This is a genomic window from Streptomyces sp. TSRI0107 (genome assembly GCF_001905845.1).
Taxonomy (GTDB): domain Bacteria; phylum Actinomycetota; class Actinomycetes; order Streptomycetales; family Streptomycetaceae; genus Streptomyces.
The window spans coordinates 330688-344467 of sequence record NZ_LIVZ01000003.1; the positions used below are offsets into that span (position 1 = coordinate 330688).

Genomic DNA, 13780 nt, shown 5'->3' on the forward strand with positions numbered 1-13780 from the left:
ACCTCGCCCAGGAGACTCATGCGCCCCCGAATACCCTCCGCCTCCCGCATCGCCTCTCTTCCGCCCGTCGCCCTGGCGGGCGGCGCGCTGGCCGTCGGTGTCGGCGGGCTGTATCTCACCGGGCTGCTGATCGCGGGCGGGGAGATCGAGGCGGGCACGACGGTGCGCGGTGTGGACATCGGCGGCCTGAACCACGACGAGGCCGTGCGGAAGCTGGAGCGGCACCTGTCCGCGGCCGGCTCGCGACCGATCGCCGTCGAGGTCGGCGACGACCGGGACACGGTGGATCCGCGGCAGGCCGGGCTGGCCTTCGACGCCGAGGGGACCGTCGACCGGGCGGCGCGCACCGGCCGCGACCCGTTCAGCGCGATCGGCGGGCTGTTCGGCTCGGGCGGCGCCGTCGACCCCGTGGTGAGCGTGGACGAGGACAAGGCCCGGTCCGCGCTCGGCGGGCTGGCGAAGGCGCACGACCGGACGGCGCGGGACGGCGCCGTCACCTTCGCCGGCGGCAAGGTCCGGGAGGTCACCCCGCGCACCGGGTCCGCGCTGGACGTGGACGCCGCCGTCGGCACCCTGCGTTCCGCCTTCGAGCGCGCCGAGCGCGACCCGGTCACCGTCCTGCCCACCCGTGAGACGCGGCCGGAGGTCGACGCGGACGAGGTGCGGCGGGCGGTGCGCGAGTTCGCGCGGCCGGCGATGTCGGCTCCCGTCACCCTCACCGCCGGCGGGCAGCGTTTCTCCGTCGCCCCGGCGGTCCTGGGCGAGCACCTTTCGATGCGGCCCGACGACCACGGCACGCTGCGGCCGCGGCTCGACGGCAAGGGCCTGCTCGCCGCCCCGGCGGTGGCCGAGCCGCTGGCCGAGCTTCCCAGGACGGCCGAGAACGCCGAGCTGGGGCTCGACGGCGACAAGGCCGTGGTGACCGCCGACGGCCATGCCGCCGTGGAGGTCACCGACAAGTCGCTGGGCAAGGCCGTCATGCCGCTGCTCACCAAGTCCGGCGCCGCCCGCACCGGCGATGTCTCCGCGCGTACGGTCCAGCCCGAGCTGACCCGCGAGAACGCCTCCCGGCTGGGGCTGACGGAGAAGCTGTCCTCGTTCACCGTCAACTTCGAGCAGGCCGACTACCGCACGAAGAACGTGGGCCGGGCCGTGGAGCTGATCAACGGCTCCCTCGTCAAGCCGAACGAGACCTGGAGCTTCAACCGGACCGTCGGGGAGCGCACCGCGGCCAACGGTTTCGTCGACGGCATCATGATCCTCGACGACCAGTACAAGAAGGCTCCCGGCGGCGGTGTCTCGGCCGTGGCCACGACCGTCTACAACGCGATGTTCTTCGCCGGGGTCAAGCCCGTGGAGCACGGCGCCCACTCGTTCTACATCGAGCGCTACCCGGAGGGCCGGGAGGCCACGGTCGCCTGGGGCAGCCTCGACCTGAGGTTCACCAACGACACCGGCAACGCCATCTACATCAAGGCCGAGTCCACCGAGACCTCCGTGACCGTCACCTTCCTCGGCACCAGGAAGTACGACGAGATCAAGTCGGTCAAGGGGCCGCGCACCAATGTGCAGGAGCCGACGCGGAAGGTGAGCACCGACGAGGAGTGCGTGCCGCAGACGCCGCTCGAGGGCTTCGACGTGACCGTGGAGCGGGTGTTCTACAACGACGGCCGCGAGGTGCGGCGGGAGCCGTTCCGCACGCACTACACGCCGCGCAACGAGATCGTCTGCGGCACGGCCGACGGGCTCCCTGCGGAGACCGGCGGCACCCGGTCCAGCGTCCTGGAGCCGTCCTCCACGTTCATGGACCTGATCCAGTAGTCCACGATCTGAATAGTCAACGCGGTGCTATAGCGTGGCCCGATGGCACTGCGCAACGCACTGATGGCCGCCCTCCTCAGGGGCGAGGCGTCCGGCTACGACCTCGCCAAGGAATTTGACGCCGCCGTCGCCAACTTCTGGATGGCCACCCCCCAGCAGCTCTACCGCGAGCTGGAGCGCATGGAGGCCGACGGTCTCATCGCGGCGCGGGTCGTCGAACAGGAGCGGCGGCCCAACAAGCGCGTCTTCCGGCTCACCGAGGCCGGTCTCGAGGCTGTGCGCGCCTATGTCGCCGAGCTCCCCGGGAAGCCGACGGCGATCAGGGACGAGCTGATGGTGAAGGTCCAGTGCGCCGACGTGGGCGACCTGGAGGCCGTACGAGCGGCGGTCACCGAGCGGATGGAGTGGGCCGCCGCCAAGCTCGCCCACTACGAGCGGCTGCGGGCCCGCCTGCTGGACGGGCGCACCGAGGACGAGTTCTTCGCCGAGGCCGAGCGGATCGGCCCCTACCTCACCCTGCTGCGGGGCATGTCCTTCGAGCGGGAGAACCTCCAGTGGGGCGAGATGGCCCTGCGCCGGCTCCGGCAGCGCGCGGCGGCACGCTGACGCGGGAGTTCCGACACCGGAAGTGAGCGTACGATCGTACGCCCGAGAGCGTACGAACGTACGCTTCCAAGTGTACGATCGTACGCATGGCCCAGGACCACTTCGCGGACGACCCCCGCAGCAACCTCGAACGCATGCTGGCCGGCGACCTCTACATCGCCGACGACCCCGAGATCGCCCGGCGTCAGCAGCACGCCGTGCGGCTCGCCGCCCGCTACCAGGCCGCCTACGCCGAGGACGCCGTCGCGGCCCGGCCGCTGCTCGCCGAACTGCTCGGCGCGGTCGGCGCCGACGTCGAGGTGCGCCCGCCGCTGTACGTCGACTACGGCAGCAACATCACCATCGGCGCTCGCACCTTCGTCAACTACAACCTGACCGCGCTGGACGTCGCGGCGATCACCATCGGCGAGGACTGCCAGATCGGCCCCAACGTCCAGCTGCTCACCCCGACCCACCCCCTGGAGCCGCGGCCGCGCCGCGACAAGCTGGAGGCGGCCCGTCCGATCACCATCGGCGACAACGTCTGGCTCGGGGGCGGCGCCATCGTCCTGCCCGGCGTGACCATCGGCGACAACTCCGTCGTCGGAGCCGGCGCGGTCGTCACCAAGGACGTCCCCGCGAACGTCGTGGTCGTCGGCAACCCCGCCCGCCCGGTCCGGGAGCTCTGAGGTTCCCCCGATGGCCACGGGACACGCGGATCCCCGGCGCCGCGAGCGCATCGTCGAGGCCACGCTCGACCTGATCGCCGAGGAAGGCCTGGCCGGCGTCTCCCACCGGAAGATCGCCGCGCGCGCCGGGGTGCCGCTGGGGTCGATGACGTACCACTTCGGCGGCATGGACGAACTGCTCCGGGACGCCTTCGGCCGCTTCACGGACCACATCGTCGGCGTGTTCGACGCCTACCTCGCCGCCCCGGCCGACCAGGACGAGGCCCGGGAGGCGGTGGCCGATCTCGTGCACGCGCTCTCCGAGGGGAGCCGGCGCGACCTCGTGATCACCCAGGAGCTGTACACGCTCGCGGCGCGCCGGCCCGCGTACCGGGAACTCACCCATGAGTGGATGCGCCGCAGCCGCACGCATCTGGAGAAGCACTTCCCCCCGGACACGGCACGTCAACTCGACGCTCTCATCGAGGGTCTGACCCTGCATCGCGCGCTGGCCCGCGAACCGCACGACCGGGCACTGACCCTGGAGGCCGTCACCAGGATCACCACGCCCGGCCCGGATCCTCGTCGGGAGACAACCCACAGCCCCCGTGCGGCACAGGCCTGACCCCTGTGCCGCACGGGTCTCGGGAGGCGGTCCGGCCTACCGTGCCCGGGTCCGCGACCGTTTCCGCGCCCGTTTCCGTGCCCAGCGCGGTGGCGAGGCGGGCGCGGACGCGGGCCGCGTCGGCGGGTGTGCGCAGGGGTGCGGCGGTGCGGCAGCCGGGCAGGTTGGCCTTGGCGAGGCTGCTCAGGAGGGCGCGCGGCCCGCTGTCGATGAAGGTGGTGTAGCCCGCCCGGTGCAGGGCGCGCAGGGTGTGGTCCAGCGTCATGGGTGTGGTCAGGTGGGCCGCCGCGGCGCTGCGGAGCTGGGCGGGGGTCCGTGCGGGGCGGCCGGACGTGGCCGTGTACACGGTGAGGGTGGGCGGGTCGACCGGCCGCCCGCGCAGGAGGCGGCGGTAGACGCGGTGGACGTCGGTGAGGAGGGGGTGGTGGAAGGCGGTGCGGCTGGTGAGGAGGGTGGCGCGGTGGCCGTTGTCCTGGGCTGCCCGCCGGGCGGCGGCGAGTTCGCCGGCGGGACCGGCGAGGACCGTCTGGGCGGGGGCGTTGCGGGCGGCGACCCGCACCTGGCGCAGGCCGCCGCCGGCGAGCAGGCGGGCGGTCTGGTCGGTGGTCATGTCGGTGGCGAGCAGGCCGGCCGCGGGCAGCGCCGCGTCGCGCAGCATCCGGTCGCGGACGCACAGCAGCCACGCGCCCTGGTGCACGCTGATCGCCCCGGCCACGGTGAGGGCGGCGAGGTCGCCCATGCTGTGGCCGAGCACGGCGTCGACAGGTGTGCGCAGTGACTTGAGCAGCGCGCCGGCCGAGGCGACGACCGCCGCGTAGGTGGCGAGGTCGAAGGCCAGCGGGTGCCGGGCCAGGAGTTCGTCGGGGCCGGGTGCGGCGGGGTCGGTGAGAAGGTGGCCCACCGGCGGTCCGGGGCGTCCCAGGGCGCTGGTCAGGGTGTCGACGGTGCGCAGGACGTCCCGTACCGCGGGCAGGTGGTGGAGGTGGCGGAGGGCGCCCGGGAGGTAGGCGCCCTGTCCCGGGCACATGAGCACGGTGCCGGGTGATCCGCCGGCGGGGGCGGGATCCTGACGGGTCATGAGGCGGTGCGGAAGGCCAGCGCCACGTTGTGGCCGCCGAACCCCATGCTGGTGCTGACGGCGGCCAGCGGCCCGGAGGGCAGCGGGACGGGCTCCGGGCCGACGACGTTCAGTTCGATCGCCGGGTCCAGGCGTTCCAGGGTGCAGTCGGGCGGCGCGGTCCGCTCGCGCAGGGCGAGCACCGTCATGACGGCCTCGATCGCTCCCGCGGCTCCCAGCGTGTGCCCGAGAGCGGCCTTGATCGCGCTGACCGGTACGTCGTCCAGCGCCGCCCCGAACACGCCGCGCAGCGCCTGCGCCTCGCCGAGGTCGCCGAGCGGCGTGGAGGTGGCGTGGGCGTTGATGTGCCGGACCTCGTCCGGGGGGAGCGCCGCGTCCTCGAGGGCCGCGGTGATCGCCGCGGCGCAGCCGGTTCCGCCGGGGGCGGGCTGGGCGACGTGATGGCTGTCGTTGGTGATGCCGGCGCCGGTCAGGTAGCCGTACACGCGGGCCCCGCGGGCCGCCGCGTGGGCGACGCTCTCCAGGACGAGGATGCCGGCGCCCTCCCCCATGACGAAGCCGTCGCGGTCTGCGTCGAAGGGGCGGGAGGCCCTTTTGGGTTCGTCGTGCCGCCGGGAGAGCGCCTGCAGGCGGGCGAACCCGGCGAAGGCGACCGGCACCAGAGCGGACTCGGTGCCGCCGGCGACCACCAGGTCGGCGTGGCCGGCCCGGATCATGGCGAGGGCCTGGGCGAGGGCTTCGGCGCCCGCGGCGCAGGCGCTGACCGGAGCGTGCACCCCGGCCTTGGCACCGACCATCAGGCCCACCTCGGCGGCCGGGTGGTTGGGCAGCATCATCGGGATCGTGCGCGGAGCGACCCGGTCGGGCCCGCCTTCCTCCAGGCGCCGGTTCTGTTCCACGATGGTGCCGAGGCCGCCGAGTCCCACGCCCACGGTCGCGGCGACGCGGGTGCCGGCCGCGGCGAGTTCGGGCCGCTTGGGGAGTCCCGCGTCCCGCAGCGCCTCCTGGGCGGCCACCAGGGCGAGCTGGGCCGAGCGGTCGCAGTGCGCGGCTTTCGCGGGTGACAGCACCGACCGGGGGTCGACCGCCGCGGTCGCGGCGAGGTGGACCCGCGCGGGCCCGTTCGGCGGGCCGATCTCGATACGGTCGATGCCGCACTTCCCGGCGAGCAGGGCCGTCCAGGTCGACGGCACGTCACCGCCGAGGGCGGTGGTCGCGCCCAGGCCCGTGATGGCGGCGACCGCGTTCCCGGGGGCCGGATCGTGCGGGTGGCGCATGCTCACGAGGGCTCCCCGGCGGGCGCGGGTACGACGGTGGCGAGATGGTCGACGATCTGACGCACCGTCGTGAGCCGTTCGGCGTCCTCCACGGGGACCTCGATCTGCCAGTGGTCCTCGATGGCGGCGACCAGTTCCAGCCGGGCCAGGGAGTCGACGCCCAGGTCGTCCCGCAGCGAGCTGTCGAGCTCGACGTCCTCGACGGACAGGTCCTCGACCGTCGCCGCCAGCAGCTCCCGCACTACGTCGAACAGCTCGCGTTCCTCGGTGGTCGTCACGGGGGTTCCTCCTCGTGTGGGTCGGCGGGCGGGGCCGGGGCAGTGGGCGTCGCCCGCTCCGGCGCTCTGCCGGTCGCATGCCGACAGCTTTTCCGAGCATCCGGAACGGCAAGCCGCACTTGAGGAGGGACGAGGGAGCATCCGGTGCAGCGAAGGGGCGCCTCACCGGCGGCGTCGGCCTCAGCACGCGTTCGGGCGCCCCGCCTGCCGGTCAGGGTGGTGTGCGGTTCGCGCGTAAAGGACGCCGGCGGTCGTGCGGCCGTGTCAGGCGGGCGGGACGCCGAGGTGGCGCAGGGCCGATGCCGCCGCGCCGGCGCCGCACATCCCGTGGGCTCCGGCGCCGGGCGGGGCGGCGGCCGAGCAGAGGAAGACGCCGGGGACGCCGGTGGTATAGGGGTCGAGTGACAGGCAGGCGCCGAGGACGAGCCGGCGGACGGTCTGGGCGCCGGTGAGGATGTCGCCGCCGGCGAAGTTCGGGTTCGCGGCGGCGAGGTCGGCGGGGCGGGTGACGTGCTGCCCGACGACGCGTTCGCGGACGCCGGGGGCGAACCGCTCGATCTGCCGCAGGATCGCCTCGGTGGCGTCGCCGTCGTAGCCGTTCGGGACGTGGGCGTACGCCCACACGGGGTGCACGTCGCCGACCGAGCGGGACGGGTCGGCGAGGTACTGCTGGCCGACGAGGACGAAGGGCCGTTCGGGCATCCGGCCGGCCGTCACGTCCCGCTCCGCCCGTGCCACCTCGGCGAGCGGGCCGCCCAGATGCACGGTGCCGGCCCGTCGGGCGTGCTCGTTCGTCCAGGGCACGCCGCCCTCCACCGCGAGGTCCAGCTTGAACGCGCCGGGGCCGCGACGGAAGCGCCGGTAGGCGGCGCGCACGCGGGGCGGGAGCCGGTCGCCGTAGACGCGGGCGACCTGGCCGGGGTCGAGGTCGAGGAGGGTCACGTCGGCGGGCGGGAGCCGGGTGTGGTCGGTGACGTGTACGCCGGTGTGGATCGTCCCGCCGTACCGGCGGAGCACGGCCGTCAGGGCGTGGGCGATGGAGCGGGAGCCGCCCTCCGCGACCGCCCAGCCTGCCGCGTGGCCGGAGGCGAGGAGGCCGAGGCCCACGGCCGAGGTGAACGGGTGGGAGAGCGGCCGGAACGCGTGCGCCGCGACGCCCGCCCACAGGGCCCGGGCGCGAGGGGTGCGGAACAGGCGGGCCAGGGCGGTGGCGGGCAGGGCGGTGGGCAGGCCGAAGCGGGCCAGCAGCAGCGGGTGGTCCGGGACGCGCAGCAGCGGTCCCATCACGTCCTCGGCGAGGGCGTCCCACCGGCGGGCCGACGGTCCGACGAGGGCCCGGTAGCGGTCGCCGTCGGCGCCGAGGCCGCGGGCGGTGTCCTCGACGGAGCGCAGCAGCACCCCGGCCGTGCCGTCGTCCAGCGGGTGGACGCAGTCGACGTCGGGCCACCGCCAGCGCAGGCCGTGGTGTTCCAGGCCGAGGGAGCGGAACGCCGGGGAGGTGACCCCCATGGGGTGGATGGCCGAGCAGTGGTCGTGCAGCAGTCCGGGCAGGATCGCCTCGTGGCCGCGGGTGCCGCCGCCGACCTCGTCGGCCGCCTCCAGGACGGTGACCTCCAGGCCCGCCTTCGCCAGAAGGGCGGCTGCGGTGAGACCGTTCGGGCCGCCGCCCACGACGACCGCGGACGTCATGACGCCGGGTCCGGCTCGCTCAGTGGAATCACCCTTCCGCCGCACGGCACAGGCCTGTGAGCAACGTTTCCCTCAGGCTAGGACCGTCGACCGCACCCGGCCAAGCAGGCTTGCACCCAGGGGGTGTCTCGCCGAGCATCCCGGGCTCGCTCGATCCGCCGGACGCCGGCCCGGCCGGGGTGTCCTGACGTTTGACCTCAAGTGGACTTGAGTTTCTACGGTGACGGGGCAGTCGCCACCCGGAACGAAAGGCCCCGCCATGTCGGCCACACAGCTCTCCGACGCCGAACTCGCCGCGCAGCCCGCCGCGTACTGGACCGGGCTCGCCTACGAATCGCTCATCGCGTTCACCCGGGCGCGGCAGGCGGAGCTCGGCTACACGCAGCCGCAGTTCTGGCTGCTGCGGAACCTGTCACGCGAGGACCTGTCCCCCGACGGCCGGGGCATGACCGTGCCGGAGCTTCGGCAGGCCATGGCGTCCTATCTGAGGCCGGAGGACGATCTCGCGGCCGAGGCGGAGGTGCTGCTGGAACGGGGCTGGCTGTCCCGTGACGCGGACGGGCGGTGGTGGCTGACCAAGGCGGGGGAAGCGGCCCGGGTCGATCTGAAGCAGCACGCCCCGGCCATCCGGGCGCGCATCCACGAGGGCGTCGACGACGCCGACTACGTCACCGCGCTGAAGGTCCTCCAGCGGATGATCCACAACACGAGCCAGGCCTGACGCCCCGACCGCCCGCACTCGGACCCGCCTCCACCACCACGGATTCGAACGTGTTCAATTGGCGCGTCGACATGTGTGGGGAGGGGCCGGGGATGGGCGGATTCAGGCCACGCGGGTGGGGTCGCGCGCTGGGCGGCGTCACGATCGCGCTGACCGTGACGGCCGGGTGCGGGCCGTACCAGTACTACGGGGGTACGGGGGTGCACGACGCCACGGAGGCGGAGGTCGCGGGGAGCTGGGTGAACGTCGAGGACACCCGGGTCACCCTCCACCGGGACGGCACGGCCGTCGTCCGGCGGCTCGACGGCCACGACTTCGACTTCGACGACGGCTGGCGCCTGTCGGGGACCGGCACCTGGGAACTGACCGACGACAGCGAGGGCCAGGAGGTGCACCTCGCCCTGACGACCCGGTCCGGCGTCGAGACACGCGCCGACGCCGAGAAGGCCGACGACGGCTCCGTCCGGCTCGACCCGCCCGAGACGTACGCGTGGGACCTGTACGTGGACCGCGATCGGCACGAGAAGGTACGGCTGTTCTTCTTCTACGGCGACCCCGACGCCGGCAACTCCTACGTGCTGTCGCGCCCGCGCGGGTGAGATGACGACGGCTCTGGGTACCGGTGCGCTCGCGTATTCAACTGCCATGGGCGTCCCGCCCGGTGACCAGACGCCTTGCGGCGCCTCGAAACGTACGGCCCACTGCTCCGCTCGACGTTCTCATGGCGAACGCCGGGCCACTTCACCCTCGGCGCCGACGGGGGACTACGCAGATGCCGCCCTGCGCCGCACGGCCTGACGGGCGGGCGCAGGCGAGTACGCGCGATACCAGGCGTACGCACATATAGGGCTCTTGCAATAGCCCGCGCATGCAAGTATTGTCTTCGCATGTAAGGCGCGCTTGCATCCAGGGATGCGGCGCTCACGCGGGGCTGCTCCGGCCCCTCCCCCCACATCTCGCAAAGGCACTTCTCATGTCGCTCAAGAGCATCCTTCCCGGCCGCCTCGGCTTCGGCACCGCCCCGCTCGGCAACATGTTCCGCGCGATCCCCGACGACGAGGCCCGCGCCACCGTCGAGGCCGCCTGGGACCACGGCATCCGCTTCTACGACACCGCTCCCTTCTACGGCGCCGGTCTTGCCGAGGAGCGGCTGGGCGACGTCCTGGCGGCCAAGCCGCGCGACACGTACGTCCTGTCCACCAAGGTCGGACGCGTCATCCTCGACGAGCACGAGACCGACGTACCCGACTTCGGCGAGAAGGGCGGCCTGTTCGAGCACGGCAACCCGAACAAGATCCTCCACGAGTGGACCGCCGAGGCCACCGAGCGTGCCATCGAGGGCAGCCTCAAGCGCCTGGGCACCGACCGGCTCGACATCGTCTGGGTCCACGACATCGCCCAGGACTTCCACGGCGACGCGTGGATCGGCAAGTTCGAGGAGGCCCGCACCGGCGCCTTCCGCGTGCTGTCGCGGCTGCGCGACGAGGGCGTGATCAAGGCCTGGGGCCTGGGCGTCAACAAGACCGAGCCCATCGAGCTGACCCTCGCCCTCGACGAGCCGCAGCCCGACGGCTTCCTCCTCGCGGGCCGCTACACCCTCCTCGACCACGACCACGCCCTCCAGCGCCTGCTCCCCATGGCACAGGAGCAGGGCGTCGACATGGTCGTCGGCGGCCCGTACAGCTCCGGGATCCTCGCCGGCGGCACCCACTTCGAGTACCAGCGGGCCCCCGCCGAGATCATCGAGCGAGTCGGCAAGCTGAAGGCGCTGGCCGCCGAGCACGGCGTCAGCATCAAGGCCGCCGCCCTGCAGTTCTCCCTCGCCCACCCGGCGTCCGCCGCCGTCATCCCCGGCACCACCCGCCCCAGCCGCATCGCCGAGGACACCGCGGCCCTGAACGAGACGATCCCCGCCGCGTTCTGGACCGACCTGCGCGCCGCCGGCCTGGTCAGCCCGGCCGCCCCGCTCCCGAACAACGCCTGACCCCACACAGCAACAGGAGCACCACCATGGCTTCCACGTCCGTCTCCCGCGTCGTCCCCGCATCCCCCCAGGAGGTCTGGAACCTCATCGGCGGCTTCGACGCACTCCCGGACTGGCTCCCGTACATCCCCGAGAGCACCGCACTCGACGGCGGCCGCGTCCGCCGCCTGACCAACCCCGAGGGCAACGTCATCATCGAGCGCCTGGTCGGCTTCAACGAGGCGGAGCGCCACTACAGCTACGCCATCCTCGAAGCGCCGTTCCCCGTCGACGGCTACGTCTCCACCCTCCGCGTCCACACGGTCCCCGGCCGCGACGACGTCGCCGAGGTGCAGTGGTCCGGACGCTTCAACCCCAAGGGCGCCACCGAGCAGGAAGTCGTCGACCTCTTCACCGGCATCTACGCCGACGGCCTCGACGCCCTCCACCGGACGCTCGCAACCTGAGCACCCGCCACACCCTCATAGGGTTCGGACCTATCCTTGGCCAGCCGCATCCGGAAGGAGGCACGGACCCCATGACCGCGACGGACCCCGCGCTCACCGCCCTCGCCAACGGCTGGGGCGCCCTGTCCCTGCTGCACGGCAGGATCGAGACGCACATCGAGCGCGCCCTGCAGTTCCGGCACGACCTCAGCGTGCGGGAGTACTCACTGCTCGACGTACTCAGCCGCCAGCACGACGGCGAAGGCGGTCACCTGCAGATGAGGCAGGTCGCCGATGCGGTCGTACTCAGCCAGAGCGCGACCACCCGCCTGGTCAGCCGCCTGGAGGAGCGCGGCCTGCTGTCCCGGTATCTGTGCCCGACCGATCGGCGCGGCATCTACACCGACGTCACCGAGAGCGGCCTGAGGCTCCTGGAGGAGGCCCGGCCGACGAACGACGCCGCCCTTCGGGAGGCGCTCGACGGCGCGGCCACGAACCCGGAGCTGGCGTCGCTCGTCGCGGCCGTGGAAGCGGTGCGGGCCCCGCGCTGAGCCACCGCCCTCCCTTCCGTCGGGGCGGGCGCGGAGGAGACGGCCGGGCGGCGCCTGGAGGAGGTGTCGCCGTAGGGCACGGCCCGTGAACCCTCCCGGTACCCGGCGCGCACAGCGCTACCGCGACAGGTGGCGCAGCGCCACCGCCGCGTGCAGGGCGGCGCCGGCCGCCAGGGCCGGTTCGTCGAAGACCACTCGGTTGGAGTGACAGTCGGGCGCCTCCTCGGCGGAGGTGCCCGGCCGGCGTGCGCCGAGGAAGGCCATCACGCCGGGGACGCGGCGCAGGACGTACGAGAAGTCCTCCGCGCCCATGAACGGCTCCGGCAGCTCCTCGACCAGGTCGGCGCCGAGCAGCGCCGCGGCGGTGTCGCGGACGGTCCCGGCGACCTCCGGGTCGTTGACGACGGGCGGATAGCCCTCGATCAGATCCACGTCGACGTCCGCCCCGTGCGCGGCGGCCACATGCCGGGCGACACGCTCGACGCCCTCGCGCACACGGCGCCGGGTCTGCGGGGTCAGGGTGCGGAAGGTGCCGTGCAGTTCGGCGGTCTCCGGGATGATGTTCGTGGTCGTCCCCGCGTGGATCGAGGCGATGGTGATCACGGCGGGGTCGAAGACGTGCACGCTGCGGGTCGCCAGCGTCTGCAGCGCCTGGACGATCTCGCAGGCCACCGGGATCGGGTCGAGGGCCGTGTGCGGCGCCGAGGCGTGGCCGGAACGGCCGCGGACGGTCAGGTGGATCTGGTCGGAGGCGGCGAAGGTCGGGCCGGGGCGCAGCCGGACGGTGCCGCTCTCGAACCGCGTGGTGACGTGCAGGGCGAACGCCGCGACGATCCCGGCGCCGTCCGGGGTCTCCAGCAGCCCCTCCTCGATCATGTACCGGGCGCCTCCGTCGGTCTCCTCCGCCGGCTGGAACATGAACAGCACCCGCCCCGCCAGCTCCGCCCGCCGCGCGGCGAGCAGCCGGGCGGCGCCGACCAGCATCGCCGTGTGCAGATCGTGGCCGCAGGCGTGCATGGCGCCGGGCACCTCGGAGGCGAACTCCAGGCCGGTCTCCTCCTGTTGGGGCAGGGCGTCCATGTCGCCGCGGAGCAGGACGGTGGGCCCGGGGCGGGCGCCCTCCAGTACGGCGGTGACCGAGGTCAGCCGGTCGCCCGTGGTCACCGTCAGCCCCAGACCGCCGAGGGCGTCGAGCACCGTGCGCTGCGTCCGGGGCAGCTTGAGGCCCACTTCGGGGGCGCGGTGCAGACGGCGGCGCACGGCGACGATCCCGGGCAGCAGCACGCGGGCGTCGTCGAGCAGGCGGACGGGAGCGGCGTCGGTCATGCTGCCTCCTCTGGTGCGGCGAGCGCTCGGTCGGCCCGGAATGCCTGCCCACCCGGTCGGTCCTTCACGCGGCACTCCTCTAGCATGGCCCGGAGGCCGCCGCCGGCGGCCGAACGGGGAGGGCGTGATGGTGTACAGGCCGGTCGACGGAGAGGTGTCCGTGCACTACGGCCAGATCTACGTCGAGAGCGCGGACGAGGAATCGGTCGAACTGCACGACTGCTTCGCCGGTCAGACGTCGGGGCTGTGCGGAGCCGCGGTGCCCGGGATGCTGTTCCTGATCACCGGGCTGCACACCGGCGACGTGGGCTTCACCGTCGAGGTGCACGACCGCGCCCCCGTGCTCGACCCGGTGTGGGAGGACGTCGTCGAGGTGTCGTACCGGCCTCGTTCCGCGGACGTCTCCCTCAATGAGTGGGGCGGCGGGGCGAGCTATCCGCTCGGTCTGGAGGAGACCGACTACCGGGTGCGCTACAGCGCGCTGGGCATGGACCGGGGCAGCGAGCTGGACACCCGGATCGAGGAGGCGCAGGCGGACCGCTACCTCCTCCAGTTCTGGCCGGCTCCGCCCGAGCCGGACCGCGTCCTGCGGCAGACGGCGAGCGTGGCCGCCTACTGGCACGGCGTCGCCCGCGGCGAGCCCGCGTCCAGGATCACCGAACGCGCCTGAGCCGAACGCCGGGCCCGCGCCGAGGAGAAGCGCGCCGAGCGGGAGCGGCAGGTCGAACTTGAACGCCGGTAGTGGGGCGGGC

The 13780-nt window shown here is 73.4% G+C and carries 15 protein-coding genes; 10 read left to right on the forward strand and 5 right to left on the reverse strand.

Annotation, left to right across the window (positions count from 1 at the left end; all coding sequences use genetic code 11):
* The first annotated feature begins 18 nt into the window (after window positions 1-18).
* From AMK31_RS08430 to AMK31_RS08445, 4 genes are all read left to right on the forward strand, one after another.
* Window positions 19-1821, forward strand: coding sequence for a VanW family protein (locus AMK31_RS08430; RefSeq protein ID WP_079186769.1), 1803 nt, complete (start codon window positions 19-21; stop codon window positions 1819-1821).
* 42 nt (window positions 1822-1863) lie between these two features.
* Window positions 1864-2427, forward strand: a complete 564-nt coding sequence (locus tag AMK31_RS08435) for a PadR family transcriptional regulator (protein WP_073939751.1) — start codon at window positions 1864-1866, stop codon at window positions 2425-2427.
* 86 nt (window positions 2428-2513) lie between these two features.
* Entirely contained in the window at window positions 2514-3095 is a 582-nt protein-coding gene (locus AMK31_RS08440; RefSeq protein ID WP_073939752.1) for a sugar O-acetyltransferase, read from the forward strand.
* A 10-nt stretch (window positions 3096-3105) separates the two neighbouring features.
* Window positions 3106-3699, forward strand: a complete 594-nt coding sequence (locus AMK31_RS08445) for a TetR/AcrR family transcriptional regulator (RefSeq protein ID WP_073939753.1) — start codon at window positions 3106-3108, stop codon at window positions 3697-3699.
* On the opposite strand, the gene AMK31_RS08450 is transcribed toward AMK31_RS08445, so the two are convergent.
* From AMK31_RS08450 to AMK31_RS08465, 4 genes are all read right to left on the reverse strand, one after another.
* Window positions 3635-4777: an ACP S-malonyltransferase gene (locus tag AMK31_RS08450; RefSeq protein WP_073939754.1), complete on the reverse strand. Its 1143-nt coding sequence runs from the start codon at window positions 4775-4777 to the stop codon at window positions 3635-3637. The two genes, AMK31_RS08445 and AMK31_RS08450, sit on opposite strands and share 65 nt — an antisense overlap.
* The gene (locus AMK31_RS08455) at window positions 4774-6054 is read right to left on the reverse strand and encodes a beta-ketoacyl-[acyl-carrier-protein] synthase family protein (protein ID WP_073939755.1); all 1281 of its coding nucleotides are present in this window, start codon (window positions 6052-6054) and stop codon (window positions 4774-4776) included. Before AMK31_RS08455 ends, AMK31_RS08450 begins: the two co-directional genes overlap by 4 nt.
* Before the next feature lie 2 nt (window positions 6055-6056).
* On the reverse strand, window positions 6057-6332 hold the full coding sequence (locus AMK31_RS39120; protein ID WP_241842584.1) for an acyl carrier protein: 276 nt from the start codon (window positions 6330-6332) through the stop codon (window positions 6057-6059).
* Window positions 6333-6596: 264 nt separating this feature from the next.
* On the reverse strand, window positions 6597-8021 hold the full coding sequence (locus AMK31_RS08465) for a phytoene desaturase family protein (RefSeq protein WP_073939756.1): 1425 nt from the start codon (window positions 8019-8021) through the stop codon (window positions 6597-6599).
* 259 nt (window positions 8022-8280) lie between these two features.
* On the opposite strand from AMK31_RS08465, the gene AMK31_RS08470 reads away from it, so the two are divergent.
* From AMK31_RS08470 to AMK31_RS08490, 5 genes are all read left to right on the forward strand, one after another.
* Window positions 8281-8742 (forward strand): MarR family winged helix-turn-helix transcriptional regulator, encoded by a 462-nt coding sequence (locus AMK31_RS08470; protein ID WP_073939757.1) that lies wholly within the window; start codon window positions 8281-8283, stop codon window positions 8740-8742.
* Window positions 8743-8834: 92 nt separating this feature from the next.
* Window positions 8835-9341: a hypothetical protein gene (locus AMK31_RS08475; RefSeq protein ID WP_073939758.1), complete on the forward strand. Its 507-nt coding sequence runs from the start codon at window positions 8835-8837 to the stop codon at window positions 9339-9341.
* 374 nt (window positions 9342-9715) lie between these two features.
* Complete coding sequence (locus tag AMK31_RS08480; RefSeq protein WP_073939759.1) at window positions 9716-10726, forward strand: aldo/keto reductase; 1011 nt, start codon at window positions 9716-9718, stop codon at window positions 10724-10726.
* 26 nt (window positions 10727-10752) lie between these two features.
* Window positions 10753-11172, forward strand: a complete 420-nt coding sequence (locus tag AMK31_RS08485) for an SRPBCC family protein (RefSeq protein WP_073939760.1) — start codon at window positions 10753-10755, stop codon at window positions 11170-11172.
* Between the two features lie 71 nt (window positions 11173-11243).
* A complete protein-coding gene (locus AMK31_RS08490) occupies window positions 11244-11702 on the forward strand; it encodes a MarR family winged helix-turn-helix transcriptional regulator (RefSeq protein WP_073939761.1) in 459 nt (152 codons plus the stop codon).
* A gap of 117 nt (window positions 11703-11819) precedes the next feature.
* Here AMK31_RS08490 and AMK31_RS08495 read toward each other — a convergent pair whose 3' ends face one another.
* Complete coding sequence (locus AMK31_RS08495; RefSeq protein WP_073939762.1) at window positions 11820-13028, reverse strand: M20 metallopeptidase family protein; 1209 nt, start codon at window positions 13026-13028, stop codon at window positions 11820-11822.
* 127 nt (window positions 13029-13155) lie between these two features.
* Here AMK31_RS08495 and AMK31_RS08500 point away from each other — a divergent pair, with 127 nt between their 5' ends.
* The gene (locus tag AMK31_RS08500) at window positions 13156-13698 is read left to right on the forward strand and encodes a hypothetical protein (protein WP_107468553.1); all 543 of its coding nucleotides are present in this window, start codon (window positions 13156-13158) and stop codon (window positions 13696-13698) included.
* Window positions 13699-13780: the final 82 nt, after the last annotated feature.

Excerpts from the sequence above, each read along its gene's own strand:
- AMK31_RS08465 (WP_073939756.1), bottom strand. The coding sequence starts at position 8,021 with ATGACGTCCGCGGTCGTCGTGGGCGGCGGCCCGAACGGTCTCACCGCA.
- AMK31_RS08475 (WP_073939758.1), top strand. The coding sequence starts at position 8,835 with ATGGGCGGATTCAGGCCACGCGGGTGGGGTCGCGCGCTGGGCGGCGTC.
- AMK31_RS08490 (WP_073939761.1), top strand. The coding sequence starts at position 11,244 with ATGACCGCGACGGACCCCGCGCTCACCGCCCTCGCCAACGGCTGGGGC.
- AMK31_RS08430 (WP_079186769.1), top strand. The coding sequence starts at position 19 with ATGCGCCCCCGAATACCCTCCGCCTCCCGCATCGCCTCTCTTCCGCCC.
- AMK31_RS08455 (WP_073939755.1), bottom strand. The coding sequence starts at position 6,054 with ATGCGCCACCCGCACGATCCGGCCCCCGGGAACGCGGTCGCCGCCATC.
- AMK31_RS08485 (WP_073939760.1), top strand. The coding sequence starts at position 10,753 with ATGGCTTCCACGTCCGTCTCCCGCGTCGTCCCCGCATCCCCCCAGGAG.
- AMK31_RS08495 (WP_073939762.1), bottom strand. The coding sequence starts at position 13,028 with ATGACCGACGCCGCTCCCGTCCGCCTGCTCGACGACGCCCGCGTGCTG.
- AMK31_RS08435 (WP_073939751.1), top strand. The coding sequence starts at position 1,864 with ATGGCACTGCGCAACGCACTGATGGCCGCCCTCCTCAGGGGCGAGGCG.
- AMK31_RS08480 (WP_073939759.1), top strand. The coding sequence starts at position 9,716 with ATGTCGCTCAAGAGCATCCTTCCCGGCCGCCTCGGCTTCGGCACCGCC.
- AMK31_RS08500 (WP_107468553.1), top strand. The coding sequence starts at position 13,156 with ATGGTGTACAGGCCGGTCGACGGAGAGGTGTCCGTGCACTACGGCCAG.
- AMK31_RS08445 (WP_073939753.1), top strand. The coding sequence starts at position 3,106 with ATGGCCACGGGACACGCGGATCCCCGGCGCCGCGAGCGCATCGTCGAG.
- AMK31_RS08470 (WP_073939757.1), top strand. The coding sequence starts at position 8,281 with ATGTCGGCCACACAGCTCTCCGACGCCGAACTCGCCGCGCAGCCCGCC.
- AMK31_RS08440 (WP_073939752.1), top strand. The coding sequence starts at position 2,514 with ATGGCCCAGGACCACTTCGCGGACGACCCCCGCAGCAACCTCGAACGC.
- AMK31_RS08450 (WP_073939754.1), bottom strand. The coding sequence starts at position 4,777 with ATGACCCGTCAGGATCCCGCCCCCGCCGGCGGATCACCCGGCACCGTG.